This is a genomic window from Herbaspirillum sp. 3R11 (assembly GCF_004563925.1).
Lineage (GTDB): Bacteria > Pseudomonadota > Gammaproteobacteria > Burkholderiales > Burkholderiaceae_D > Herbaspirillum.
Window position 1 is genome coordinate 1,295,273 of record NZ_SPNJ01000001.1, and the last position, 23,172, is coordinate 1,318,444.

Genomic DNA, 23,172 nt, shown 5'->3' on the forward strand with positions numbered 1-23,172 from the left:
ACGCAAAGGCCCCGGATCCGGGGCCTTTTTTTTGAATCTGCCGTCAGCCGGCAAATTCCAGCAAGGTTTGAAACGCCGGCAATGCCACCATCAGCGTGTCCGCATCTTCCCGCACAGGCAAATCAAGCGCACGCGCCCGGCCTGAAATAAGACCGCGATCGCCACCACGGAAACGAATCGAAGCAAAGAACGCCTCACGCTGCGGCATATACGCAGCGAGTTCTCCAAAGAACCCCCGCAACCCGTCTGCATCAATGAATTCCAGCGCAAAGTCTGTACCCCAACGGCCCAGACGGCCATAGCTTGCTGCCGCCTGCGCAGGATCCTTATCGACCACCAGCATGCTGGAAATACCGCGCACGCCATTGGCATGCGCCATCCATTCCGGACGCCATACCAGCTCCGGCGTCAGATGACGGCATGCGTAGACACGACCGGCGGTAAATTGGCCAGGGCGCAGGCGAACGGTGGAAAAGCGCGCATCAACCGACTTGTCCGCAACTTGCACCGGACGCGAAAAATGCTGGACCGGCTGCGCATCCAGACCCAACGCAAGCCAACGGTCGTGGCAAGCCTCGATGTCGTCAACAGCGTAGACCAGGCCATCGATGCCGACCGGGCTGTCGATGATTTCCTGCCGGACCTTGTCGCTGTCGCGGGGCTGGCCGATCAGTTCCAGATAGCCGCCGGCCAGCACCACAAGATGATTGACCGAACCGAGCGTGTGATAGCCGCGTGGCGTGACGGTGAAACCCAGTCCTTCGAACAGCGCCTGGGCGGCATCGATGTCGTAGTGGGTGTTGATGACCAGATGATCCAGGGCTGCCTGGGGTTGATCTGAGACGGAGAGTGTTGGGGTGGCGGAATGATTCACTGTGATTGATTTTTGAAGGACGAAAAGTATGCTGGCTAAATCAACTGCTATCGGACAGGCATTGTACGGAAAACGAGGAAATCGGTTCGCTTCCGGCGGCATTTCAAGTTCAGCTGAGCTTCAGCTTCTATCTGAGCAAACCAACGATCTGGCCGATATGTCAGACATCGAACATACAAGCCGTCGTTGCCTCCATGCAATGAAAAAAACTCCACGTTCTACGGCAAGCCATTCATTCACCTGGATAAAACGACACGATGATTCCGTGTCAAGGATGACGGAATTGGAATCTCCGCGGACTTGTTGCCGCATCTGTTATTGATGGTACAGTTGGCCATCTCGCCCACTTGCCTGCGCGTCATCTTATCGGGCAACGTATGGTGCGTTGGCTGCTGATGACGCAAGCTGGAGCGTCCGTAAGTCGACCGCAACATGGTCGGCGAACAAACGGATCGGCATATGGATATCGCTGGAAAAGAACAAGAAGAGGGTGGTTCCTGGCTGAACAAGCTGGGGCCGGGTCTGATCACCGGCGCAGCGGATGACGATCCCAGCGGCATTGCGACTTATTCGCAGGCGGGCGCCCAATTCGGTTTCAGCATGTTGTGGACAGTGCTGTTCACCTATCCGCTGATGGTCGGCATCCAAATCGTCAGCGCCCGCATCGGTCGCGTGACCGGGCACGGCCTGGCCACCAATATCCGCTTGCACTATCCCAAATCGCTGTTGTACGTCGTCATCGCGCTTCTATTGCTGGCCAATACGATAAATATCGCGGCCGACGTCTCCGCCATGGGCGATGCCTTGCATCTGATCCTGGGCGGTCCCAGCCAGCTTTATGCTGTGGGGTTCGGTCTGTTGTCTCTGCTGCTGCAGGTATTCGTGGCCTACAAGCGTTATGTCCGCATCCTCAAGTGGCTGACACTGGCTTTGCTTTCCTATATGGCGACGGCGTTGGTGGTCCATGTGCCATGGACGGAGGTAGCGCTGCGCACCGTCGCACCGCATTTGTCGTGGAAGACGGAATACATCACCACGGTCGTTGCAGTCTTCGGCACCACCATCAGTCCCTATCTGTTTTTCTGGCAGGCTTCGCAGGAAGTGGAAGAGCAACTGGCGACGCCGGGCGCCTTGCCGCTGATCCACGCGCCGCAGCAGGCAAAAGCCAATCTGCGACGCATCAAGCTCGATACCTATATCGGCATGGGATTTTCTAACCTGGTGGCCTTCTCCATCATCCTCACGGCCGCCGTGACGCTCAACCTGCACGGCGTAGGCGGTATCCAGACCTCGGCGCAGGCGGCAACAGCCTTGCGACCGATTGCCGGCGACTTTGCCTTCTTCCTGTTCAGCGCCGGCATCATCGGCACGGGCCTGCTTGCCATTCCGGTACTGGCCGGCGCATCGGCGTACGCCATGGCAGGCGCCTTCGGATGGAAGAACAGTCTCGACAGCAAACTGAATGCGGCCAAGGCTTTCTATGGCGTCATCATCGTTTCGACGGTGGTGGGGACCGGCCTCGGGTTCAGCGCCATCGATCCCATCAAGGCCTTGTACTGGAGCGCAGTCGTCAATGGTGTGATTTCGGTTCCGATCATGACGGTGATGATGTTGATGGCCTCGCGGGCGGACATCATGGGAACATTCGTGATCAGACGCAAATTGCAAATCCTCGGCTGGCTGGCAGCGCTGATGATGGCAATTGCCGTGGTCGCCATGCTGGTGACGCTCTAGACGTCACCGCGATAACAACAGCGAGACCGGCGACTCCGCGATCACGACGCCGGTTGTCCCGCCCAGCAGGACCCCGCGCCAGCGTGGATGCGCAACACAACCCATGACGATGAGATCGGCATCAAGCTCCGCCGCCAGCGCCAGCAATGCATGCCCGACATCTGCCGTGGCCGGACGATGCAGGACGGCGAGAGGTTTGCCGAGCGACGTCAGGCATTGATTGAGTTCGTCTTCTGAGGCCGACGCGCCGGCATCGGGAACCATGCCATCGCCGAAAATGACCGCGCTCACGGCGCTGACGTCCTGCAATAGTGGGATGGCGTTACGCACGGCGCGGGAGGCGGCGCTGCTGCGGTTCCATGCAATCAGCGCATGCCGCCGGGAAAAAGGCTTTTCGCTGATCATCAGTACCGGCGCGGCTGCATTGAGCGCGACAAACTCGATGAAGTCGCTTTCCTTGCCATCGTTGACGCCGTGCAGTTCGCTTTTGCCCAGGATGATCAGATCGGCGGCATTGCCGTAGTTGCTCAGCGCGGTCGCGGCATCGTCGTCGACATACAGCGTCTGGGTTCTGACAATGCCGCATTCCTGCGCCAGGACCTCGAATCGCTCCAATGAAGCGGCCATGTCGAGATGCTTTTTTTCGCGGCGTTCTTGTCCTTCGGAGGGAAGCACGTCCTTGCCGCTGCCGCTCGTTGCCGGAAGGATTTGCGACATGAATCTCGATACGCCCGAGATGGCAAGGCCGATCACGGTGGCAGGTTCACCCGATGTCAGGCGAGCAGCGAGTCGGATGCGGTGTTCCAGATCGATGGCGTTGCTGACGTAAATCAGAATGGATCGGTAGCGCATTGCGTGGTTCCTTGACGTGAGGCCCGTCTGATCAGGACATGGTACCGGTTCAGACCTGGATCGAATTGACCTGTATCAAACGAAACGGCAAGAACCTGCGGCGCGACAAGCACATTTTCTGGCTGGCGCCATTTTGATCCAGGTCAAATGGATAGTCCCCGGTGAGGCATACGATGTCCTTCATCGCATTCGTTCTCCTGGAGGCACCATGCTCAAAAAGATATTGCTGGCAACGGATGGCTCGGCACTGTCCAAACGAGCGGTGCTGGCCGCAGTGGATTTCGCCGCCTTGTACGGCAGCAAGATTGTCGGCCTGGCCGTCTCCGAAATCTTTCCCAACCTGGTCATGCCCGCGCTCGGCGCCGGGTACGACCTGAAGGGGATCGAAGAAGAGACATTCGCGCAATCCAAACTCAATGCCGACTACATCGCCGACTGTGCGGAAAAAGCAGGCGCCGACTATGAAGTCCATACCGTCAAGGGCACGCATGCCCATGAAGAGATACTGCGTTTTGCCGCCGAATACGGCTGCGACTCCATTTTCATGGCCTCGCACGGTCGCAGGGGACTGGACAAACTGATACTGGGCAGTGAAACGCAGAAGGTCCTGACGTACAGCAAGATCCCGGTGCTGGTATTCAAATGAAGTCGCCGCAACCCGGCGACACAACTTATAACCGCGTAAAGGTATTGCCATGAAAACAGATTCTCAGATCAAGCAGGACGTCGCCGCCGAACTGGCGTGGGATGCAGCCGTGAACGACAACGAGATTGGCGTGGAGGTGCGCGACGGCGTTGTCACCTTGTCCGGCAACCTGGACAGCTACGCGGAAAAATATGCCGCCGAAAAAGCCGCGCAGCGCGTTGCCGGCGTGCAAGGGCTGGCGGTGGAAATCGACGTCGTGCTGCCGGGTTCAAGCCGTCGCACGGACGCCGACATTGCAAGGACGGCCGCGCACGGGCTCGAGTGGAACGCTCTGGTGCCACTGAACAGCGTCAAGATCATGGCGGAGGATGGCTGGATCACATTGAGCGGAGACGTGGAGCATCAGTATCAACGCATGGCGGCGGAGAAAGCCTTGCGCAGCCTGCTCGGCGTCATCGGCATCAGCAACCAGATCGCGGTGAAACATCTGGCCCGGCCGGTCGACATCAAGACCCATATCGAAGCCGCCTTGCAGCGGCGGGCGCATTCGACCGTGAAAGCGATAGAGGTGGCGGTGAACGGCGACCAGATCACACTCAACGGAACGGTCGCGTCGCTGGCCGAGCGCGAGGAAGCGTTTGCGGCAGCGGCGAGGACTCCCGGCGTCCACAAAGTCGTCGACAAGCTGTCAATTGTTTACTGAGCGTTGCCGTCGGTCCGGTTTCTGCTTCACGGCGTCAGACGATGACGCCGCATCATATTGGGCAATGCCATGAAAAACACCATGCTCGCCGCGGTAGTCGAACAATTCGGCGAACCGCTTGTCATCAAGGAAATCCCGCTGCCGTCGCCGGGGCCCGGACAGATTCTGGTCAAGACGGAGGCATGCGGCGTCTGCCACACCGACCTGCATGCAGCGCGCGGCGACTGGCCCGTCAAGCCATCCCTGCCTTTTGTGCCGGGACATGAAGGAATAGGCGTGGTGGTTGCCCTGGGCGCCGGCGTCACTGAAGTGGCAATGGGCGAGCGTGTCGGCGTGCCATGGCTTTACTCGGCGTGCGGCCATTGCGAGCACTGCCTGGCGGCATGGGAAACCGTGTGCGCCAAGGCGGAGTTCGGCGGTTACACAAAGAACGGCGGCTTTGCGGAATACATCCTGGCCGATCCCAGGTATGTCGCCCATATCCCCGCAGGACTGGAAGCGGCCGCGGCTGCCCCGATCATCTGCGCCGGCGTCACCTCCTACAAGGGCATCAAGGAATGCCAGGTGCAGGCAGGCGAATGGTTGGCGGTGTCAGGCATCGGCGGCCTTGGCCATCTGGCGGTTCAATACGGCAAGGCGATGGGACTGCGCGTCTGCGCGGTTGACATCGATGACGGCAAGCTGGCCCACGCCCAACGTCTCGGCGCAGATGCGGTCATCAATGCGCGTGTCGGCGATCCGGTTGCGCGCCTGCGTGAAGTTACCGATGGCGGCGCGCACGGCGTGCTGATTACCGCACCGTCGCTGGAGGCATTCCACCAGGGCGTCGCCATGACGCGCAAGCGCGGGACCTGCGTGCTGGTCGGCCTTCCGCCGGGAGAATTTCCCACGCCATTGTTCGATGTGGTGGCCAACTGCATCACCATACGCGGCTCGTTCGTCGGCACGCGCAAGGACATGGCCGAAGCGCTGGCATTCGCTGCCGCCGGCAAGGTCAAGGCGGATATCGAGTTGCAACCGCTCTCGGCCCTCAACAACGTCTTCGAGCGCTTGCAGCGCGGCGACGTGCCGTCGCGGGTGGTGCTGGATTTCTCGTGAGAAGACGCCGGATCAGTGCTGCGGGTGGCACACCGGCGAGGAAGTCAACGTCTCGGTTCCGGACGCCAGTCTGATCAGCGCCGGCATGTCGAGTATTTCGACGTCGCGCTGGCGCACCTGGATCAGGACATCCTTGCGCATTTTGGCGATCATGCGGCTGATGCTTTCGATGGTCAGGCCCAGATGGTTGCCGATATCTTCCCGCGTCATCCGCAACTGGAAGCGGGTCGCCGAGTAGCCGCGTGCGGCATAGGCGATCGACAGGCTGACCAGGAAAGCGGCAAAGCGCTGTTCGGCGCGCATGTTCCCCAGCAGCATGATGATCTTCTGCTCGTTGGTGATCTCCTGGCTCAGGGTGCGATGGAAGTGGTGGAGCAGGGTAGGCATCTGCGCAAACAAGGTTTCCAGCATCTGGAACGGGATTTCGCAGACCTCGCTGTCTTCCAGGGCGAGGGCATCGCACTGATAGCGTTCGGTATTGATGGCGTCCATCCCAAGCAAATCCCCCTTCATCTGAAACCCCGTGATCTGACGATCGCCGGCGAGGTTCTGCTGGTAACTCTTGAAATGGCCTACACGCACGGCGTATAAAGAAGTGAAGCGGTCTCCGATCCGATACAGAAAACTGTCGCGCGGGATCTTGCGGCGGGAAATGATCTTGTCCAGCCTCTGCGTGTCGCAGTCATTGAGGCCGGTCGGCAAACACAGCTGATGCATGCTGCAGCCGGAGCAGCTCCTCGCTGCCGAGCCGAGAGCAACGATCTGCGCGGGCGGGGAACGCGAGGCAGTGAAATTCAGGGCATGGTTCATGATTGACTCCGACGGACATACGGTTGATAAAAGGTCCTGAGATGAGGCCAGTGTACGCTTTCTCACGCTGAAAAAAGGTATTGGCTCGCGTTTACCTGTCCTGGATCAAATGATCGTCGATTGGGTCTGCATGTTGGCCGGAAGGCAGGACAAAATAAGAACTCGTGACAGTTCTCGCTTTGTTAAAGTCGATGGATATTCTGGTCGGACCACGACCGAATTATTGGGGTTACTCGCGCTTTAATGTGACCGAGGTGATGAAACAGGCGGCGAAAGAATGGATAGGGTGGCGAGAAGTGCAGCGGTTTTCGCGATGACGTCAGTTCGTGCGGACGCGACATCATCTCGACTCTCGCCGGATCGACAGGCGACGCAATAAAAATACAAACAATATCGCTTCCTGGGGCATGATGGCGATTCCAAACAAATCTTGATGGATGGAATTCACATGATCCCCATACGCCCGGACATCCCTGGCGACAGCGAGGGCCAAGCGCTCGAACGCGGTTGCAGCGGCTGCCTCGACTCTGAAGAATTGGACATTCAGTTTGAATATGCCTACCAGCCGATCGTCGAATTCGCAACGAAATCGATTTATGCGTATGAAGCGCTGGTGCGCGGTCCGCAAGGGGAGTCTGCCGCCAGCGTGTTGGCGCAAGTCAACGACAACAATCGCTACCGGTTTGACCAGGCATGTCGAGTGAAGGCGGTGGAGGGGGCATCGATACTCGGGATGACCGAACTGTTATCGATCAACTTTCTTCCCAACGCGGTGTATCGCCCCGAAGTCTGTATCCGCAGCACGTTCGCGGCGGCACGCAAACATAACTTCCCGATTGAAAACATCATCTTCGAAGTGACCGAAGGCGAGCGTGTCCAGGACCGGCCGCACCTGGTCAACATCTTCAAGGAGTACCATCGCTTTGGATTCCAGACCGCCATCGATGACTTTGGCGCCGGCTATGCCGGGTTGAACTTGCTGGCGGAGTATCAGCCCGATCTCATCAAGATCGACATGGACCTGGTGCGCGATGTGGACAGCAACAAGCCACGCCAGGCAATCGTGACCGGGATCGCCGCTATCTGCAAGAGTTTGAACATCCGCGTGCTTGCTGAGGGTGTCGAAACCCGTGCCGAGCGGGATTTTTTCCTGAGCATAGGCGTCACGCTCATGCAAGGGTATTGGTTCGCCAAACCTGGGTTCAAGGCGTTGAGCAGGATTCCTGAGTCGGCCTGGCTTTAGGATTTTGCCGACTGCCGGTATTGAGGCATCAGACTGGCGCTCAACACCTCGCCTATACGGAAGTATGTATCGATGCATCACGCTGCTCCGGTTATCATTTTTGTTTTAGTGATAAACAATCCGCAAGCGCGATGGAGAGAGAATGAAAACGTATGCACCGGCAATTGATCTGGCTCTGTGTGAATTGCTGGAATTGGGCGGCGTCGCTATCCCGCCGGGCGGTAACGTCCATATCACCGGCCGTGATCCGGTGTTTCCGACTCCCTTTTTGCTGGGGACTGCCGCGGCAACGGTGCTGGCGGCTCAAGGGGCCGCCATCTCTTCGATCTGGCACCAGCGCAGCGGCAGGGCGCAGACCGTCTCGGTCGATATAGCGGATGCCGCCGTGTCGCTCAAGAGCGTTGTGCATTTGCGTCAACGCGGCTATCCGGTGCCCTATCCCGACGAGGCGTACCCGCTGACCAATTTCTACCGCTGCCGCGATGGCCGTCACATCTTTATGCATGCCGGCTACCCCCATTTGCGCGATGGTTTGCTGAAATTGCTGAACTGTCCCAACGAGGCAGCATCCATCGCAAAAGCCGTGTCGACCTGGGATTCTGCAGCTCTGGAAGATGCCATCGCCAAAGCCCAATTGTGCGGCGGTATTGCGCGCAGCGAGGAAGAGTGGCTGAACACGCCGCAAGGTCGGCTGCTGGCCAGTCAGCCGGTCATCGAAATTGAACGCATTGGCGATAGCGCACCGGAAGCCATGGGTGCGGCAACACGCCCGCTGGAGGGAATTCGGGTGCTGGATCTCACCCATGTTCTGGCTGGCCCCATGTGCACCCGCACCCTGGCGGAACAGGGCGCGACGGTGCTGCGAGTGCGTCAGCCCTCCCATCCTGTGATTCCCTCATTCGTGATGGATACCGGCCACGGCAAACTCTCCACGCTGCTTGACCTGACCCAGACGCCCGATGCAGAGCGTCTGAACAGTCTGCTGAAAAGCGCTGACATTTTTGTGCAGAGCTATCGTCCCGGCAAGATGGCGGGACTGGGCTTTTCGGCTGAAGCCGCTGCCCGCCAGCGACCCGGCATTGTCTATGTGTCGCTCAGTTGCTACGGTGAGAGCGGGCCGTGGGGCGAGCGCGGCGGCTGGGAACAATTGGCCCAATCCGTCACCGGCATGGCGGTTGCCCAGGGCGGGGCGGACAATCCCACGGTGAGTCCGGTCTATCCCAACGACTACATCACCGGTTATCTCGGCGCTTATGGCGCGCTGGCGGCACTGTTGCGGCGAGCCAAAGAGGGCGGCAGCTACCATGTGCGGGTTTCCTTGTGCCGTAGCGCCATGTGGACTCAGTCCTTTGGCCGTCTGCTGCCACATGAATGGCAGCCAGTTCCGGGGCCGTCCGCAGAATTATCGGGGCGGCTGGAGACCACGCGAGAAACGCCTTACGGTATGCTGCGCTTCATGGGGCCAATTACCTCGTATTCAGAAACAAAACCCTATTGGGAATTTCCCTCGGCGCCGATGGCGGCGAATTCACCAGTATGGCCGGAGAACTCCCCAATTATCTATAACCCGCCTGGTCCGATTCGACTTTGACAGGTTTGACCTTGACATCCAGCCTATGCCGCCGTTGCGAAGATCGCTAGCACCATGGTTCCGACAAGATCGCTAAATATCGGCGGCTTGAGAGCCAAGTTGCTGATCGTGGTTTTCATTGCCGTCTTGCCGGCCTTGGGCGTGATCTTGTACAACACGGCCTCATCCAGGCAGCTGGCAATCAGTGAAGCTGAAAAGTCGGCGCTGGAATGGGTGCATGTGATCAGCAACTACCAGCGCGATCTGGACCGTCAAACCAGAACCATGGTTGCCTTGCTGGCGCGCGACCCGATCGTGTCAGGCAAGGATCATGAAGCCTGTAACCGGCGCTTCGCCGATTTGCTGTTCAATGCCGTGAACCAGCCGGAAAATTTTTTCAATTTCGTCGCGATTGACTTGAATGGGGATATCTATTGCGCGGCACGCAAGGGCGAACCTGGCAACATGCATGTGCGCGACCGCGAATATTTCTGGCAAGTGCGGACCATGGAGAAGGCGGTTACCGGCGGCTACGTCTTCGGCAAAATCATCAAAGCGCCGATTGTGCCATTCGCCGGCCCGATTTTCGATGCTCGTCAGAAGTTGGCGGGGGTGATGCTGGTAACCGTCAATCTCTCCTGGCTTTCCCAAACCATTGCACCGCGGCTGCCGAAAGGCGCGATTCTGAGCTTGTACGATAGCAATGGGACGATCCTGGTACACAGCCCCGACCAAAACGCCATGGTGGGAAAGAAAGACGCGCTGTTCTCCAAACTGTTGACCGGTAACGATGACGGCGTGTTTTCCAGCAGCGATGGTCCCGAACGCCTGAATGCCTTTGCGCGCATCCCCTACGGCGAACACAATTTCTACGTGGTGGTCAGCATTCCCAGAGGTGATGCCTACGCCAGTGCCAATGCGACATTGAAGCGCGGCTTGCTGATCTTGTCAGCAGCCATCTGCGCCATTTTGCTGGCGGCATGGTGGATCGGCAATTCGCTGATCGTGGATTCGGTTGATCATTTGATGGCCGCCGTGCTGGATATGACGGCCGGCAAATTGTCGGCGCGGGTCAAGCTGCGCCGCCGCGATGAAATCGGTTTGCTGGGGCGCGCCTTCAACAATATGGCCGGCGTACTGGAAACCGCGGTGAGCGAGGCGGAGCGCCTGAAGAGCGAAGCCGAGGTGCGTTCCCACCAGCTGGAACTGGTGAATCAAGCCAAGTCGCGCTTTCTGGCCGCGGCCAGCCACGATCTGCGCCAGCCCATGCACGCACTGAACCTGTATCTGGGAGCATTGACCCTGCACCAATTGCCACCGTCGGCGCTGCCGGTGCTGGCGAACGTGCGCCTGTGCGCGGAAACCATGGATGAAATGTTCCGCGCCTTATTGGATATTTCGCAGCTGGATGCCAGCATCGTGCAGGCGGAAATCGGCGTTTTTCCGATCGAACAGCTACTTGAGCGGGTCAGAATGGAGTTTCTGCCGGCAGCGCAAGCCAAGGGCCTGGCGCTGCATGTCGCGCCGTGCTCGGCATTCGTGAAAAGCGATCCGGTCTTGTTGTCGCGCATTTTGAGCAATCTGATGGCCAATGCCGTGCGCTATACCGAGCACGGAAAAATTCTGGTGGGCTGCCGCCGAAAAGGCAATCAGCTGCAACTGGCGGTGTATGACACCGGCCCCGGGATCGCGCCAGAGCATCAGGCGGAGGTATTCGAAGAGTTTTACCAGGTCGGTAATCCCGAACGCGACAGAAGGCAAGGGCTGGGGCTGGGCCTAGCCATCGTGCAACGCCTGGCCGTGTTGCTGGATACACGTATGACTCTGATTTCCAGGCCAGGGCAGGGCTCCATGTTTGCACTCGATCTGCCGTTGGTGCATGCCGAAAACCTGCTGCTCGGTCGCGTCATGCCGGCGCGCGGCACTGAGGGCGAGTTGGCTGGGGCCCTGGTTGCCGTGGTAGATGATGAACCTGTGATTCTGGATGCCACCCGCACACTGTTGGAGCAGTGGGGCTGTACGGTGATTGCCGCCACTTCGGGTAGCGCGGCGATTGAACAGCTCAGTCTCAGTTCGCACGTACCTGCTGCATTGCTATGCGATTACCGCTTGCGCGGCAATGAAACCGGTATCGACGTGATCAATGCAATCCGGAGCGAGTACAACGAAAATATCCCGGCCTTGTTGATCAGCGGCGATACCGGCCCGCAGCGGGTCCAGGAAATTCAGGCCAGCGGCCTGACGGTGTTGCACAAGCCGGTTCTGGATCACATACTGCACGCGGCGCTGGCCAAGCTGGTGAACGACAAACAGGAATTTCCCGACGCCTGAGCGAAACGGCGCGATATCGTCGCCACAGTCATGACGCCTTGCTATCCGACTTCGCTGATTTGATACAGACCCAGGCGCCGTGCAGCCGATACCGCCTGGGTCCGGTTCACCACCTTCAAGGTGCGAAACACCGCCGAGACATGCATCTTCACGGTGATTTCTGCCAGCCCGAGACGCAGACCAATTTCCTTGTTGGATTGTCCATACGAGAGCAGCACCAGGATTTCTTGCTGGCGGGGCGTCAATTTGACGGACGCTTCTTCATCAATGGCAATCTTGCCATTGGCCGTAATCCACACCGGCTCGAGCAACTCATTGTTCAGCAAGCGCCGCATGATATCGGCCATCACCTCGGTTGACACGGCTTTTGACAGAACCACTTTGGCACCGGAACGGATCGCCGCCATGGTTTCGCGCCTATCCTCCGAGGCCGAGACGACCACAATCAACGCTGACGGGCACTTGTATCTGAAAGATGCAATCGCATCCACCCCGCGTAATCCAGGCAGCCCCAGGTCAAGCATGATCACAGCCAGGTTCTCAGCCTGATCAACCATGCGGAGTCCTTCCTCGGCAGAAGAAGCCTCCAAGGTAATCGCCTCACTGAGCACGACATGCATCAGATGCACCAGTGCGCCACGGTAGAGCGGGTGATCTTCAACGATAAGAGTAGTCGTTGTCATAAGTTTGAGTCCGGCGCGCGAGGAAATAGCTGAAAAGTAGGAAAGATACACACAATTCTTTTGCGGCGATACATACCTCTGTATAGATGGCAAAGCCGCCTCATGAAGCTATCGTTCTATCACAGTTGGCGCAGATCTTTCAGCTGCTTTGGGATTCCGCTGGTAACCATGTCGATCATCTAAAACGCAAACATGCATTCCTATGACCAGAATTGAGATACCAGCGAAACTGCGCAACAAACTGGGACCTGAAATGGGTGATGGCATTCATTGGATCGACGTCAAGCTCCATAGTGGCCGCACGCTGAAAAATCTGATGGTTCTGGACGGGAAAGAAATCGTTTTTGCCCCATTCAAATCAGGCCGCGACTGCGTATCGTCATTTTCGAGCCACGACATTTTTCTCATTCGGCGCCAGAGTATTTTTCCTTTTTGGTGGCAGCACTTATCCAAATAATTTTCTTGCGACCATGGCGCTGGCATCGTTTATTTCTATGGACAAGCATTGACCACACTGAACGGAATGTGAAGGCGAAACCTGGCTTGAATGGGACTGCCGGCTCAAGGCGGGCGACAGATTTATGAATTCCCAATAATTTTTTAACGCGATCCGGCCATGCAGTTTTCCCCCCTGGATATTGAATCGATTTCGGGAGATGCCATGAAGGTAAGCCAGGCGTATGACCGGGTGCCCGTGAACTAAACAAACATTGGATATCATTTTACATAATGTAAATTATACGAACTAATACACTACCAGCACCAAGCCACATACCTGCAAGGACGGAGCCGCCTCACTACAATCTGGCGGCTCTTTCTTTATAAAAAAACAACATCAATTATGCGCTATCCAAATTTGCGGTATGGGAACCCGAACGAATTTGCGTACTCCGTTCAGGGGGTTCCGGTTAAGGACGTCGCACGACGCCTTCGCCGGTCAGAACGGTCTGTCAAGAACTGGCTCAATGGCTGGCGGTACGTTCCGCACGACCGGCTTCGGCGAATCTCAAAATGAAGCCTAGGGCTCGGCATTGAAAGTCGCCGCGTCGACGTGCAGCAAGTCCAGCAAGCGCCACGTTATCGCCACCGAGGAAACCAAATACAAGGGCATCGTCAGCGAGTCGACCAACCGCAACCTGAACAAGGTCGGCGAACTGGCATCAATGGCAGGCGCATGGATTCCAGGCCTTGGCAGCGACGACGATTACGAGGTCACGTTGACGTTTTCTTGCGAGTGATGTTACTTGTAAGGATTATCGCTGCAAGGCCATGTCGGAATGATCGCAACTCGGATTAAGACTGCCGCAGGTAGATGTCGATTTTCGGGATGATTAGAAATATATTTTTTTGCTAAATCTGTGATTTGTTTAGCGACCACATTTTTCGGAGTGCAAAAATAATTTCTCGTCAGCTTATTATTTGTAATCTCTTTTTCACTGACATATGCGTTCGTTTCCGCATCTACCACCGCCATTGTGAATACCGTTGCATAGACACTCTTATTCGGGTCTGCTGTCCACTCGAAAAAATCGTTGCCGGTCGTAAAATATCCAGTTGGATCGGCGTGACTTCCGGTAGAAAAAAATAGCAGCCCGAGCAAAAAAAAGATTTTTTTCATATCCCCCTCATTGGTCCCTGACAAAAAGCCCGGTTTGAAACCGGGCGTTTTCTATTCGTCATCATCTGAATATTTTTCATCCATCAACTTATCGTACGCCGGTTCCATTTTATCTACGATCTTCTGCTCGGCGCGCCCTACCCAATATATCGTAAGCCCGAAAACTATTATTGGATAGAACCAGTTATCCCATTTCAAATAGACTACCGCAGAAGCAAGAATTGCAATCAGGAATGAATACTCATTACTGCACATAGCTTTCGCCTCGGCCATCTTAAACCTCACAATCAGGTCTTTTTCTTCTTCCGTATACATCGTTTTCATTGCGCCCCCCTGTTATGGCTTAGCATGTCCTAGAGCCTCCAACCACGCACTCACAAATGCGAAGCCCCATCCTTAAGCGCCAACAGCGAAAGCAACACATCATCCCGCTCCGACTGCACGGCCACGATATCGCGCTCGCCCAGTTCATCCTTGACTCCCTGAGATAAGCGTCCGATCAGGTCGGGATCAAGCGTGACGTCACCCAGGTCTTTCCACCAGGACTCGATCGGCGGCCCAAGATGCTCCAGCATGTGGCCGATCCCGCCGGCGCCGCCGGAGAGCTCCAGGTTCATGAACGGGCCAAGCAGCGCCCAGCGCAAGCCGGGGCCGTAGGCGATGGCGGTGTCAAGGTCGCTGACCGATACGACGCCCTCCTTCACCAGATGAAAAGCCTCACGCCATAGCGCCGCCTGAAGGCGGTTGGCGACGTGGCCTTTCACTTCTTTGCGGATGTGAATTGCTTTCTTCCCGACCGAATCATAAAACTCCATGGCGCGGGAAATGGCATCCTCGGAGGTGAGGCGTCCGCCGATCACTTCCACCAGCGGGATCAGATGCGGCGGATTGAACGGATGACCCAGCAGAACGCGCTCCGGGTGCTTTGCGGCGTCCTGGATTTCACTGATGACGATACCTGATGAACTGGTGGCGATCAGGGCGTCCGGCGGTGCAAAGGCGTCGATCTCGGCAATCAGCGCGCGCTTGATGTCGATGCGCTCAGGGCCGTTCTCCTGCACCAGATAGGCGCCGGCGACGGCGTCCGCCAGCGACGTGTAAAAACTCAACCGGTCGCGCGAGGCGCCCTCCTTCAAACCGATGCGTTCCAGCGCCGGCCAGAACCGGTCGACCAGCATGCGCAACTGCTTTTCAGCGCCCTCGGCAGGATCCGTCGCCGCCACGTCGAAGCCCTGTGCCAGGAAATGCGCAGCCCAGCTCGCGCCGATGACGCCGGTGCCCACCACCGCAATCTTTCTGTTTGTCTTCACCATAATCGCTTTCAATATCCCGTCTTGAGAATGTGCATTCGAATGTGCATCAGCCAGCCGGAATCATCCCAGTCTTTCGACGTTATCGCAAACGGATATGGTTTAGCCGCTGCCGATTCTGCCTGGATCGGCAGGCGTCGTCTCGGCAATCTGGCGTATCCAGTTCCCGAACAAGCGATGCGCGTGACTGCGCCACTGATTTTCCGGCGGCCGGGTGTCGCAGTCGCCGGGGAAATAGTTTCTCGGGAGGCCGATGCTTTTCCCCGCTTTCAGATCCCGGAAGTATTCGTCGGCCAGTGTCTGCGCGTCGTACTCGATGTGGTTGAAGAAATGCAGTGCGCGGCGGCGCGGATCGTTGAGCAGGCAGAGGCCTGTTTCCGGTGAATCCATCAGCACGGAAATGCCGCTGTCGGACGGAATATCGGTGTGCCGCATCTCCATCCAGCGCGACACGGGAATGACAAAATCGCCGTGGAAGCCGTCCAGGTACGGCGAGCCTGCATCCCGGCCTTGGTGACTGAACACACCGAACGCTTTCTCCTCCAGCAGGTATCTCGGCATGCCATGAAAATAATGCAATGCCGCCTGGGCCGCCCAGCAGATGTTGAAGCTGCTGTGAACGTTGGTTTGCGTCCAGCGGAAGATATCGGTGAGCTCGTCCCAGTAGCTGACGTTCTCATAGGGAATCGCTTCTATCGGCGCGCCGGTAATGACGAAGCCGTCGAATTTCTGCTCCCTGACGTCCTGCCAGCTGCGGTAGAACGACGCCATGTGTTCACCCGGCGTGTTCTTCGGCACGTGGTTCGATATCTTGACCAGCTTCAGCTCGACAAGAGAGGGCGTCGCGCCCAGCAGGCGGGCAATCTGGGTTTCGGTGTTGATCTTGTTGGGCATGAGATTCAGCAACCCGACCTGCAGCGGCCGGTGCTGCACGAATGCACTGCTCTCTTCGTCCACTACTACGATACCCTCGGACTTGAGCGTGGATCGTGCGGGCAAACCTCTTGGGATTTTTATGGGCATAGGCTTCTGGTCTGCTTTATGGCCCATGGTAGCATCCGCATTTTCGGCGACTATACCGTACGTCTCAAATTTCAAAAAAAGCATCACGGTAGTCGCTCAGCGCATAAACTACCGGCTACCTTCCCCGATGTCATCACGCACGATCCGGACGATTCGCCATGACAGTACCTGACCTGCTGACAATTCCCGCTGCCGCGCTTTCGGCTCATTCCGCGCTGGAGATTGCGTTCCCGGCGCTGCCGTCTCACAGTGTGCTTTGCATCGGCGTCACCCTTGCACCGGAGCTGCTTTCCGCCGTACAGGCTTGCTGCCACGCATACACGTCCGCTTCTGAACAGGAACGCGCCGCGCGGTTTTTACATGCAGCCGATGCGGTACGGCATTTGTATGGACGCGCGCTGCTGCGCCGCGCCGCGATCGCTTACGGTGTCATGTCGGGAGTACAGGAATTCGACGTCAATCCTTGGGGAAAGCCGGTTCTGCCGGGCGTTGCATTACACGGACTACAGGGCAATGTCAGCCATTCAGGAGCGCAGATCTGGGTGGCGCTGGCTCGCGGATTCGACGTCGGGATCGACATCGAATCCGCCCAGGCGCCTGACGATTTCCTTGATATTGCCTCCGCATTCCATCCGCAAGAACAGCAATCGATACGGGAAGCGCAAGATGCACCGCAGGCTATGATGCGCTGCTGGAGTCGCAAGGAAGCGGTGGCAAAAGCAGTCGGGCTAGGCTTGTCGCTTCCGCTGGAGAGCTATGCAGTCGACAGCGGCGTCGCCACGACCGGTTGGCTCAGGCATGCGCCTGCCGGAACCAATATTGCCGACTGGCATTGTGCCGATTTGCGGCAGATCGGGGATCATGTCGGCGCGGTTGCCGTTTATGGAAATTGCCGTAGGATATTGATCTGGCAATTGAACATCCAGGAGAAAACATGACTGCGCCCGCCCCGCTTACCCGCGCCGCGTTACGCCGTTTGCACGCCCAGGATGTGATCGTCCGCCACACGTCCCTGGCCGGCGCCAGCATGGCTATTCCAGTGCCCCTGCTCGACATGGCTGCAGCGCTGGCTATCCAGGTCAGGATGGCGAAGAAATTATGCGCACTGTACGGCGCCGAGTTCAATCGCACAGCCGCCCGCGACATCATCACCGGCATCCTGGGCGGCTTGTCGCCGGGGAGCCTCAGCGCCACGGCGTTGCGCTACCTATCGTTCGCGAGTTATTTTGCCGGCACCCTGCCCTCGGCCGGCCTCAGTGCCGCCTATACCTACGTGCTCGGCGAACTGCTGCTGGGTCGACTGATTGCGAACGGGCGCATTGACCTGCCTTCGCCGGGCGAAATCGACGAACGCCAGTCGTCCACCTCGCCGGAATTGGCCGAAGCGCACGCCTGATTCAAGCCCTCCGCCGATCTAGCGCAAAGGCGGCGGCATCGGCGGGTGGTCGCGCTGAGGCCGTTGTTCGCGATGTGCTTCACGTGCCTGGAGATCGCGAGCGGAATCCGCCGGCTTGATGGCAGCGGCAGCGGCGGCCGCTTTTGCCGTTGCACTCTTCTCGGAAGAAGCCGGATCGGCGCCCGCATTCTTGCTGTTGCGCGCACCCGATTTCAGCTCCTGCGTCGTGTCTCCCTTGCCGATATCTGCACGCGGAGCATTGGCTTTTTCCTTGGCGTCCTTTTTCTGCGGCACGCCGTCGCCGTTGATGGAAATCAGAGGCAGGCCGCCCGTCTTGTCGTTGCCGATCACCACCACCTTGGCGTTCTCGGAACGTGCCAGTTCCAGCGTCGCCTCGATGCCGCGCCAGCGCAGGTAGGCATCCGACATGCCGCCACTGATGATTTCCTGGAAATTGCGGATGCCGAGCGCTTCCACACGCTTGCGTTCGCTCTCCTGCTGTTCTTTCTCGACGATCAGCGCGTATTGCTCGACTTCATGGCGCGCCACGTTCTTGCGCACGATGGCGTCTTCCACGCCGTCCGGCAGCACGATGCGCTTGACCAGCACGTCTTCGATCAGGATCCAGTTCTGGCCGGAGCGCAGTTCGGTGTTGAAGCGGTTCTTGATGTCATAACGCACCGACTCGGAGATTTGGTTCTGGATTTCCAGTCGATGGGCGGTGTAGATGTCTTCCGGACGATAGATCGCAATCACGTCGCGTGCACGCGCACCGACCGATTGGCCGAGCAGCGTCTCGGCATACTCCGGACCGGCATATTTATGCAGCTCGCCGAGGTGCTCGGGAATAACACGGAAACGCCAGGCCAACGTCGCCATCAGCTTGAGGCCGTCCGAGGACAGCACTTCGAATTCGCGCTCCACGCTTTGCAGTCGCGCGTCGTAGACGTACATGACGTCCCACGGCATCATCAGATGCGTGCCTTCCGTCTCCACGTGATCGATCACCGTGCCGCCGCCAAAGCGCTTCCACAAGACACCAAGGTGGCCGGCCGGAATCGTGACGATCATCGACGGCAGCAAGAACGCGATCATCACCACGAGGATGATCGCGACGATCATCAGGTCGTTGCTGAAAAACTGCAGTCGCCGACGCAATCGCTCCCAGACGGAGGCTGCGGGGGCGTGGAATGCTTCTGTGGTGCTCATGTTGCGGCTCCCTTGCTGGAGATACTGGTAACGCGGCCTTCCTCGAAATGGAGGCGGCGGTCTGCGTGGTGGAAATATTTATCGTCGTGGGTGATGGCGATGACGGTGATGCCGTCGGCGCGCAGACGCGGCAGGACAAGCTGGTAGAACTTGGCGCGGAAGTGCGGGTCCTGATCGGCGGCCCATTCGTCGAGCACCATGATCGGCGGGTTTTCCAACTGCGTCGCCACCAGGGCCAGCCGCTTGCGCTGGCCGGTCGACAAGTCGACGGTGGAAAACCGGCGACCGTCGAGATGCGCCTTGTTCTCCACTTCCATCTCGTCGATCAGCGCAGCCGCACGTTCGCGGTCGATGCGCTCGACGCCGTACAGCGTGGGGAACAGGTGGAAATCGGAAAACACTGCGCCGAACATGTCGCGATAACGCTGCATGTCGGCCCTGCCCACCAGCCGGCCGTCGACCAGGATCTCGCCGGAGTCGGCCGGGTAAAGCCCGGTCAGCATCTTGATGAACGTCGTCTTGCCGGAACCGTTGCCGCCCGTGATGAACAAGGTCTCGCCGCGCCGTATGCTCAGGTCGACCGGACCGACGGAGAAGCGCTCGCTGCCCTCGCCTCGCGCAAACGTCAAATGTCGCAAATCCAAGGTAGTGAAACCGGCGAAGGCAGCCGTCGGCGCTGCGGCTTCGCGCTGGTCGCCGGAAGGGATGCCTTGTTCCACGTTTTCATCGAACAGTTTTTCCAGCTTCAGCAGATTCTCGGCGGCGGCATTGGCCACGGTAATCTGCGGCGCTGCCGAAATCACGCCCGACACCGGGCCAACCAGGAACAGCACGGCGGTCAGCACCTTCACCGTGCTGTCGGCGAAGGTGGTGCTGAGCGCCGGCAAGATGAAGACCAGTGTGCCCAGCAAGATGAAAATGGCGACTTGCGAAAAGACGAAATTGACGCCCAGCGCGCGCTGCGCCAATGAGCGAAAGAACGCCGTCCGCCCGGATACCATGACGGCGTCCTGCAATAGCTCTGCAGCACGGCGGCTGGACAGCTTCACTTCCTTGAAGCCGGCCAGCAGCCCTTCGACCATTTCGTGCAGGGAGACCACTTCATCGTGTGCGCGCCGCAAGTCGATGCTGGCGCGCTCGCCGCGCTTGCGATACAGCCGCGCCGCCACCAGCAGGACCACGACCACCAGCGCCAGCGCCGGAATCGACAAGGTGGCGATGTAAATGGTGGTCCAGAAGATCATCATCACCGCCTGGACGCCGAGAATCAGGCTGCCGGCGGTCTGCGAAATGGTCTGCGTGTCGGTGTTGATGGCGGAAAAGATGGCGCCGTGGCCGATCTTTTCCACACCCAGCAACTCGCAATCGGCCAGCTTGCGGATCAGGCTGCGGCGACGCTCGTCGACAATCCGCTCGACCTCGTCGGTGGTGGTCTGCAAGACGTAGCGCTGGCTGAAAATGTACACCAGCAAGGCCAGGCCGTAGAGCAGGATGGGAATAAGTTGGCTGCCCCCGCTGGCCTGCGTGGTGGCGGCGGAATTGACCACCGCCAGGATGCCGGTGCTGGCGCCGCCGGCCAGGAGGGCCATCAGCCCCAGGCGTTGCAGCGACGTCTTTGAATCGCGGATGAGAAGTTCGGTCAGACGCATCAGATCATCGCTCGGCCGGACCGTTGTAGAACACCTTGCTCTTGTCGTCGATGGCGGCGAACAGCAGCACGTAGATAAACGCCACCAGCGGCGTCAGCAGGAACGCCAGCAACAGCGTGCGCAGGGATCCCAGCCTGCTCCTGCGCGCAACGAAGGCAACCAGAACGCACAGCACGAGATAGATTAAGAATGCGATAGGCATGATGTCGACTCCTTGTTATTTCTTGTCTTGGATTTTCAATGGTACGGCGCCGTATTCCAACGCCCGCACGTCTTGTGCACAGCTCTCGCCGGTGTCGTACAGGCATTGGATGACTTCCGCTTCACCGGTGGTTTCTTCGCAGCTGGAGGTATCGAGCACGCTGGGGAAGAAATGCATGTCCTGCTTGCCGGTCTTGATCAGGTAGAAGCGCGACAAGGTGCTGCCGATGGTCTTGCCGGCTTTCTTGTAGCGGATGCCGACAACCAGTTCTTCCAGCGTCTGGTTGGAAGAATTGGTCAACTGGATCTGCGGCGAGCAACTGGCCTTCTTCGTCCCGCCCTCGTTGGCGACCATGATCGCCTGCGGCACCGCAAGATAGATCAGGCCTTTCGGACGACGCTTCTTGAGCAGCTCCTGCAGCGGCTGGTCGGAGACGAAGGCGCTTGCGCCCAGATGATGGCTGGTGTCCTGCGCATGGGCGCGAGCCGGCAGCATGCCGCTCAACGTCAGCAGCAGGACTGCGCAGCCTGTCCCTGTGAGTAAACGCGTGACGACCTGCGGCAATATTCTTTTGATGTTCATGAGGCAGCTCCGCTCAGGCAGAGACAAGTGGGTGTAAATCGGCCGACCGCAAATGTGCAACACGTGCAACAGGTGCAAGGTCGGTGTTCAACGCCGCGCAGACATCCGCGCTGCGGAGGAAAAAATGATCGCCGGCAAATTCTTTCAGCACGAAATCTGCTGTGGTAAAACGCTGCCAGCCGGCCATGCTTTTTGCATCGGCATGCCTGTCGTCAGCACCGGCATACGCCGTGATCGGATACGCGGCAGGCACAGACACAGCAGCGAATGGCGCCGCGGCCAGCGCAAAGTCGGCCCGCATCACCGGCAGCACCATCTCCCAGAAGGCCGGTTCGTGCGACATCTCGGCAGGGATCCCACCGTACTGCGACAACAGCGCCTTGAATGCGTCGTCGTCCAGGCCGATCGCCTGTAATGCCGGCGACGGCATGTCCGGCGGCACATGCGCGGCGACGATCAGCTGCACCGGCGGCAAACCGGCGTTCGCCAGCCTGGCCGCCAACGCGGATGCCAGACGCGCGCCCATGCTGTAGCCGAACAAGACATACGGCCGATCCAGCTGAGGCATGATCGCTTCCTGCAAGGCCGCCAGCATGTCATCCCACGCATGCAGCGGCGCTTCGCCCAGACGCGTCTCGTGCCCCGGATACTGGAGCGGCGCTACGGCTACCCCGGCATCCTCCAGACGCGTGCGCCAGGAAAGAAAATTGGACGCCCCACCGCCCGCAAACGGCAGGCAGAACAGGCGCGTATGCGCGTCTTCCCGGCCCAGGCCGAAAGGAAACCAGGCGCGTGATTCTTGCAGCGGACTCATTGGAGGATATTCATGTCAGCAGTCACCGTCAGGACGCATAAAAAAATACCGGAAGCGCATTCACTCCCGGTATGCCGTTGCCCGCAGCTGATGCAGGCAAGGATCAGACCGCGTCCTTCTTGCCGCCCGGAACGTGCTTCTTCAGGAAGTCTTTGCCTTCCTGAACCTGCTGCTTGAGCTTCTGCCCCATTTCCTTGGTCTTGACGTCGAGGAAGGTGCCGCCCGATTCAAAATGTTGCAGGAACAGCTTGCCGATTGCATAGGTGGTTGCGCCCGCCAGCGTCGATTGCGCCAGTACGCCTGCAGCGATGCCGACGCCCGGAATGAATTTCAGGATGCTGCCGACCGGACCGGCGATGAGCAACGGCAGATAGCCGCTGAGCACCGAGCCGAGCAGTTTCTTGCCGGTTTCATCGGACAGCGTGAAACCGTACAGGCCGCCGATCTTGCGCAGCAGGCTCAACTGCACGCCGGTCAAGGCAATCAGGTCGAGGCCCGGGATCGGCAGAATGCCGACGCCCATGGCGGTCATTGCATGGTTCTTGATGGAATGCAGTGCTTCGTTCTGACGCTCTTCCGAGGTCAGCTCGGCCGCCTGCTCTGTGACCGGTTCTTCTGCGGCGATGGTTTTTTCTGCTTGATCCGTGGTGCTCATGAAAATCTCCTTCATCAATTAAACGCCCTGACGCACATGAGGCTTGCTGCATGACTCAAGGCGGGGGAAAAAGACTCTGCCGCGTTCGACAGAGCGTCACTATCGGGAAATCGTCGAATATGAGGCCAACGCGTCAACGCATCATTAACGCATCGTTAATATACGCAGAC

Annotated in this window: 26 protein-coding genes; 12 read left to right on the forward strand and 14 right to left on the reverse strand. The window is 58.5% G+C overall.

Features of this window, described 5'->3' with window-relative positions; all coding sequences use genetic code 11:
- Positions 1-43: 43 nt before the first annotated feature.
- Positions 44-874, reverse strand: a complete 831-nt coding sequence (locus E4P32_RS06105) for a VOC family protein (protein WP_116432788.1) — start codon at positions 872-874, stop codon at positions 44-46.
- A gap of 459 nt (positions 875-1,333) precedes the next feature.
- Here E4P32_RS06105 and E4P32_RS06110 point away from each other — a divergent pair, with 459 nt between their 5' ends.
- Positions 1,334-2,608 (forward strand): divalent metal cation transporter, encoded by a 1,275-nt coding sequence (locus E4P32_RS06110; RefSeq protein ID WP_116433873.1) that lies wholly within the window; start codon positions 1,334-1,336, stop codon positions 2,606-2,608.
- Between the two features lie 3 nt (positions 2,609-2,611).
- Here E4P32_RS06110 and E4P32_RS06115 read toward each other — a convergent pair whose 3' ends face one another.
- Positions 2,612-3,361, reverse strand: a complete 750-nt coding sequence (locus tag E4P32_RS06115) for a universal stress protein (protein ID WP_158559698.1) — start codon at positions 3,359-3,361, stop codon at positions 2,612-2,614.
- Positions 3,362-3,668: 307 nt separating this feature from the next.
- On the opposite strand from E4P32_RS06115, the gene E4P32_RS06120 reads away from it, so the two are divergent.
- The 3 genes from E4P32_RS06120 to E4P32_RS06130 all read left to right on the forward strand — a co-directional run bounded on the left by E4P32_RS06120 (position 3,669) and on the right by E4P32_RS06130 (position 5,907).
- On the forward strand, positions 3,669-4,106 hold the full coding sequence (locus E4P32_RS06120; protein ID WP_116432786.1) for a universal stress protein: 438 nt from the start codon (positions 3,669-3,671) through the stop codon (positions 4,104-4,106).
- Between the two features lie 49 nt (positions 4,107-4,155).
- Positions 4,156-4,809: a BON domain-containing protein gene (locus tag E4P32_RS06125; RefSeq protein WP_116432785.1), complete on the forward strand. Its 654-nt coding sequence runs from the start codon at positions 4,156-4,158 to the stop codon at positions 4,807-4,809.
- Between the two features lie 69 nt (positions 4,810-4,878).
- Positions 4,879-5,907 carry a zinc-dependent alcohol dehydrogenase gene (locus E4P32_RS06130; RefSeq protein WP_116432784.1) on the forward strand — a complete coding sequence of 343 codons (1,029 nt, stop codon included), beginning with the start codon at positions 4,879-4,881 and terminating at the stop codon, positions 5,905-5,907.
- 12 nt (positions 5,908-5,919) lie between these two features.
- Here the strand turns inward: E4P32_RS06130 and fnr are convergent, their stop codons facing one another.
- Complete coding sequence (gene fnr / locus E4P32_RS06135; RefSeq protein ID WP_116432783.1) at positions 5,920-6,717, reverse strand: fumarate/nitrate reduction transcriptional regulator Fnr; 798 nt, start codon at positions 6,715-6,717, stop codon at positions 5,920-5,922.
- Between the two features lie 448 nt (positions 6,718-7,165).
- On the opposite strand from fnr, the gene E4P32_RS06140 reads away from it, so the two are divergent.
- The 3 genes from E4P32_RS06140 to E4P32_RS06150 all read left to right on the forward strand — a co-directional run bounded on the left by E4P32_RS06140 (position 7,166) and on the right by E4P32_RS06150 (position 11,861).
- Positions 7,166-7,960 (forward strand): EAL domain-containing protein, encoded by a 795-nt coding sequence (locus E4P32_RS06140; RefSeq protein WP_116432782.1) that lies wholly within the window; start codon positions 7,166-7,168, stop codon positions 7,958-7,960.
- Positions 7,961-8,102: 142 nt separating this feature from the next.
- Positions 8,103-9,551, forward strand: a complete 1,449-nt coding sequence (locus E4P32_RS06145) for a CoA transferase (RefSeq protein ID WP_116432781.1) — start codon at positions 8,103-8,105, stop codon at positions 9,549-9,551.
- 108 nt (positions 9,552-9,659) lie between these two features.
- Positions 9,660-11,861 (forward strand): ATP-binding protein, encoded by a 2,202-nt coding sequence (locus tag E4P32_RS06150; RefSeq protein WP_233526608.1) that lies wholly within the window; start codon positions 9,660-9,662, stop codon positions 11,859-11,861.
- 41 nt (positions 11,862-11,902) lie between these two features.
- On the opposite strand, the gene E4P32_RS06155 is transcribed toward E4P32_RS06150, so the two are convergent.
- Complete coding sequence (locus E4P32_RS06155) at positions 11,903-12,544, reverse strand: response regulator transcription factor (RefSeq protein ID WP_116432779.1); 642 nt, start codon at positions 12,542-12,544, stop codon at positions 11,903-11,905.
- Between the two features lie 202 nt (positions 12,545-12,746).
- On the opposite strand from E4P32_RS06155, the gene E4P32_RS06160 reads away from it, so the two are divergent.
- From E4P32_RS06160 to E4P32_RS06165, 3 genes are all read left to right on the forward strand, one after another.
- Positions 12,747-13,001 carry a hypothetical protein gene (locus E4P32_RS06160; protein ID WP_116432778.1) on the forward strand — a complete coding sequence of 85 codons (255 nt, stop codon included), beginning with the start codon at positions 12,747-12,749 and terminating at the stop codon, positions 12,999-13,001.
- A gap of 384 nt (positions 13,002-13,385) precedes the next feature.
- Positions 13,386-13,559 carry a helix-turn-helix domain-containing protein gene (locus E4P32_RS24400; RefSeq protein ID WP_348533504.1) on the forward strand — a complete coding sequence of 58 codons (174 nt, stop codon included), beginning with the start codon at positions 13,386-13,388 and terminating at the stop codon, positions 13,557-13,559.
- A gap of 16 nt (positions 13,560-13,575) precedes the next feature.
- Complete coding sequence (locus tag E4P32_RS06165) at positions 13,576-13,782, forward strand: hypothetical protein (RefSeq protein WP_233526544.1); 207 nt, start codon at positions 13,576-13,578, stop codon at positions 13,780-13,782.
- Positions 13,783-13,784: 2 nt separating this feature from the next.
- On the opposite strand, the gene E4P32_RS06170 is transcribed toward E4P32_RS06165, so the two are convergent.
- The 4 genes from E4P32_RS06170 to E4P32_RS06185 form a co-directional block, all read right to left on the reverse strand.
- Entirely contained in the window at positions 13,785-14,162 is a 378-nt protein-coding gene (locus tag E4P32_RS06170; protein WP_135008709.1) for a Rap1a/Tai family immunity protein, read from the reverse strand.
- A gap of 51 nt (positions 14,163-14,213) precedes the next feature.
- Positions 14,214-14,486, reverse strand: coding sequence for a hypothetical protein (locus E4P32_RS06175; protein ID WP_116432777.1), 273 nt, complete (start codon positions 14,484-14,486; stop codon positions 14,214-14,216).
- Positions 14,487-14,536: 50 nt separating this feature from the next.
- Positions 14,537-15,475 (reverse strand): 3-hydroxyacyl-CoA dehydrogenase NAD-binding domain-containing protein, encoded by a 939-nt coding sequence (locus E4P32_RS06180; protein ID WP_199525568.1) that lies wholly within the window; start codon positions 15,473-15,475, stop codon positions 14,537-14,539.
- Positions 15,476-15,574: 99 nt separating this feature from the next.
- Positions 15,575-16,522, reverse strand: a complete 948-nt coding sequence (locus E4P32_RS06185) for a homoserine O-succinyltransferase (protein ID WP_233526543.1) — start codon at positions 16,520-16,522, stop codon at positions 15,575-15,577.
- A 131-nt stretch (positions 16,523-16,653) separates the two neighbouring features.
- Here E4P32_RS06185 and E4P32_RS06190 point away from each other — a divergent pair, with 131 nt between their 5' ends.
- Both E4P32_RS06190 and E4P32_RS06195 read left to right on the forward strand, forming a co-directional pair.
- The gene (locus E4P32_RS06190) at positions 16,654-17,433 is read left to right on the forward strand and encodes a 4'-phosphopantetheinyl transferase superfamily protein (RefSeq protein WP_116432775.1); all 780 of its coding nucleotides are present in this window, start codon (positions 16,654-16,656) and stop codon (positions 17,431-17,433) included.
- On the forward strand, positions 17,430-17,891 hold the full coding sequence (locus E4P32_RS06195; RefSeq protein ID WP_116432774.1) for a DUF697 domain-containing protein: 462 nt from the start codon (positions 17,430-17,432) through the stop codon (positions 17,889-17,891). Before E4P32_RS06190 ends, E4P32_RS06195 begins: the two co-directional genes overlap by 4 nt.
- Before the next feature lie 18 nt (positions 17,892-17,909).
- Here the strand turns inward: E4P32_RS06195 and E4P32_RS06200 are convergent, their stop codons facing one another.
- The 6 genes from E4P32_RS06200 to E4P32_RS06225 all read right to left on the reverse strand — a co-directional run bounded on the left by E4P32_RS06200 (position 17,910) and on the right by E4P32_RS06225 (position 23,002).
- The gene (locus E4P32_RS06200) at positions 17,910-19,100 is read right to left on the reverse strand and encodes a prohibitin family protein (protein ID WP_116432773.1); all 1,191 of its coding nucleotides are present in this window, start codon (positions 19,098-19,100) and stop codon (positions 17,910-17,912) included.
- Positions 19,097-20,749 (reverse strand): cyclic peptide export ABC transporter, encoded by a 1,653-nt coding sequence (locus E4P32_RS06205; protein WP_116432772.1) that lies wholly within the window; start codon positions 20,747-20,749, stop codon positions 19,097-19,099. The genes E4P32_RS06200 and E4P32_RS06205 overlap by 4 nt, the downstream gene beginning before the upstream one ends.
- Positions 20,750-20,753: 4 nt before the next feature.
- A complete protein-coding gene (locus tag E4P32_RS06210; RefSeq protein WP_116432771.1) occupies positions 20,754-20,951 on the reverse strand; it encodes a hypothetical protein in 198 nt (65 codons plus the stop codon).
- 15 nt (positions 20,952-20,966) lie between these two features.
- Positions 20,967-21,533 (reverse strand): hypothetical protein, encoded by a 567-nt coding sequence (locus E4P32_RS06215; RefSeq protein WP_116432770.1) that lies wholly within the window; start codon positions 21,531-21,533, stop codon positions 20,967-20,969.
- A gap of 13 nt (positions 21,534-21,546) precedes the next feature.
- Positions 21,547-22,347 carry a thioesterase domain-containing protein gene (locus E4P32_RS06220; protein ID WP_116432769.1) on the reverse strand — a complete coding sequence of 267 codons (801 nt, stop codon included), beginning with the start codon at positions 22,345-22,347 and terminating at the stop codon, positions 21,547-21,549.
- A 103-nt stretch (positions 22,348-22,450) separates the two neighbouring features.
- A complete protein-coding gene (locus tag E4P32_RS06225; RefSeq protein ID WP_116433871.1) occupies positions 22,451-23,002 on the reverse strand; it encodes a YcjF family protein in 552 nt (183 codons plus the stop codon).
- Between the last annotated feature and the right edge of the window lie 170 nt (positions 23,003-23,172).

Excerpts from the sequence above, each read along its gene's own strand:
- E4P32_RS06185 (WP_233526543.1), bottom strand. The coding sequence starts at position 16,522 with ATGGGCCATAAAGCAGACCAGAAGCCTATGCCCATAAAAATCCCAAGA.
- E4P32_RS06180 (WP_199525568.1), bottom strand. The coding sequence starts at position 15,475 with ATGGTGAAGACAAACAGAAAGATTGCGGTGGTGGGCACCGGCGTCATC.
- E4P32_RS06125 (WP_116432785.1), top strand. The coding sequence starts at position 4,156 with ATGAAAACAGATTCTCAGATCAAGCAGGACGTCGCCGCCGAACTGGCG.
- E4P32_RS06130 (WP_116432784.1), top strand. The coding sequence starts at position 4,879 with ATGAAAAACACCATGCTCGCCGCGGTAGTCGAACAATTCGGCGAACCG.
- E4P32_RS06140 (WP_116432782.1), top strand. The coding sequence starts at position 7,166 with ATGATCCCCATACGCCCGGACATCCCTGGCGACAGCGAGGGCCAAGCG.
- E4P32_RS06225 (WP_116433871.1), bottom strand. The coding sequence starts at position 23,002 with ATGAGCACCACGGATCAAGCAGAAAAAACCATCGCCGCAGAAGAACCG.
- fnr (WP_116432783.1), bottom strand. The coding sequence starts at position 6,717 with ATGAACCATGCCCTGAATTTCACTGCCTCGCGTTCCCCGCCCGCGCAG.
- E4P32_RS06220 (WP_116432769.1), bottom strand. The coding sequence starts at position 22,347 with ATGAGTCCGCTGCAAGAATCACGCGCCTGGTTTCCTTTCGGCCTGGGC.
- E4P32_RS24400 (WP_348533504.1), top strand. The coding sequence starts at position 13,386 with ATGCGCTATCCAAATTTGCGGTATGGGAACCCGAACGAATTTGCGTAC.
- E4P32_RS06120 (WP_116432786.1), top strand. The coding sequence starts at position 3,669 with ATGCTCAAAAAGATATTGCTGGCAACGGATGGCTCGGCACTGTCCAAA.
- E4P32_RS06200 (WP_116432773.1), bottom strand. The coding sequence starts at position 19,100 with ATGAGCACCACAGAAGCATTCCACGCCCCCGCAGCCTCCGTCTGGGAG.
- E4P32_RS06160 (WP_116432778.1), top strand. The coding sequence starts at position 12,747 with ATGACCAGAATTGAGATACCAGCGAAACTGCGCAACAAACTGGGACCT.
- E4P32_RS06145 (WP_116432781.1), top strand. The coding sequence starts at position 8,103 with ATGAAAACGTATGCACCGGCAATTGATCTGGCTCTGTGTGAATTGCTG.
- E4P32_RS06215 (WP_116432770.1), bottom strand. The coding sequence starts at position 21,533 with ATGAACATCAAAAGAATATTGCCGCAGGTCGTCACGCGTTTACTCACA.
- E4P32_RS06175 (WP_116432777.1), bottom strand. The coding sequence starts at position 14,486 with ATGAAAACGATGTATACGGAAGAAGAAAAAGACCTGATTGTGAGGTTT.
- E4P32_RS06195 (WP_116432774.1), top strand. The coding sequence starts at position 17,430 with ATGACTGCGCCCGCCCCGCTTACCCGCGCCGCGTTACGCCGTTTGCAC.
- E4P32_RS06210 (WP_116432771.1), bottom strand. The coding sequence starts at position 20,951 with ATGCCTATCGCATTCTTAATCTATCTCGTGCTGTGCGTTCTGGTTGCC.
- E4P32_RS06110 (WP_116433873.1), top strand. The coding sequence starts at position 1,334 with ATGGATATCGCTGGAAAAGAACAAGAAGAGGGTGGTTCCTGGCTGAAC.
- E4P32_RS06205 (WP_116432772.1), bottom strand. The coding sequence starts at position 20,749 with ATGCGTCTGACCGAACTTCTCATCCGCGATTCAAAGACGTCGCTGCAA.
- E4P32_RS06170 (WP_135008709.1), bottom strand. The coding sequence starts at position 14,162 with ATGAAAAAAATCTTTTTTTTGCTCGGGCTGCTATTTTTTTCTACCGGA.
- E4P32_RS06155 (WP_116432779.1), bottom strand. The coding sequence starts at position 12,544 with ATGACAACGACTACTCTTATCGTTGAAGATCACCCGCTCTACCGTGGC.
- E4P32_RS06190 (WP_116432775.1), top strand. The coding sequence starts at position 16,654 with ATGACAGTACCTGACCTGCTGACAATTCCCGCTGCCGCGCTTTCGGCT.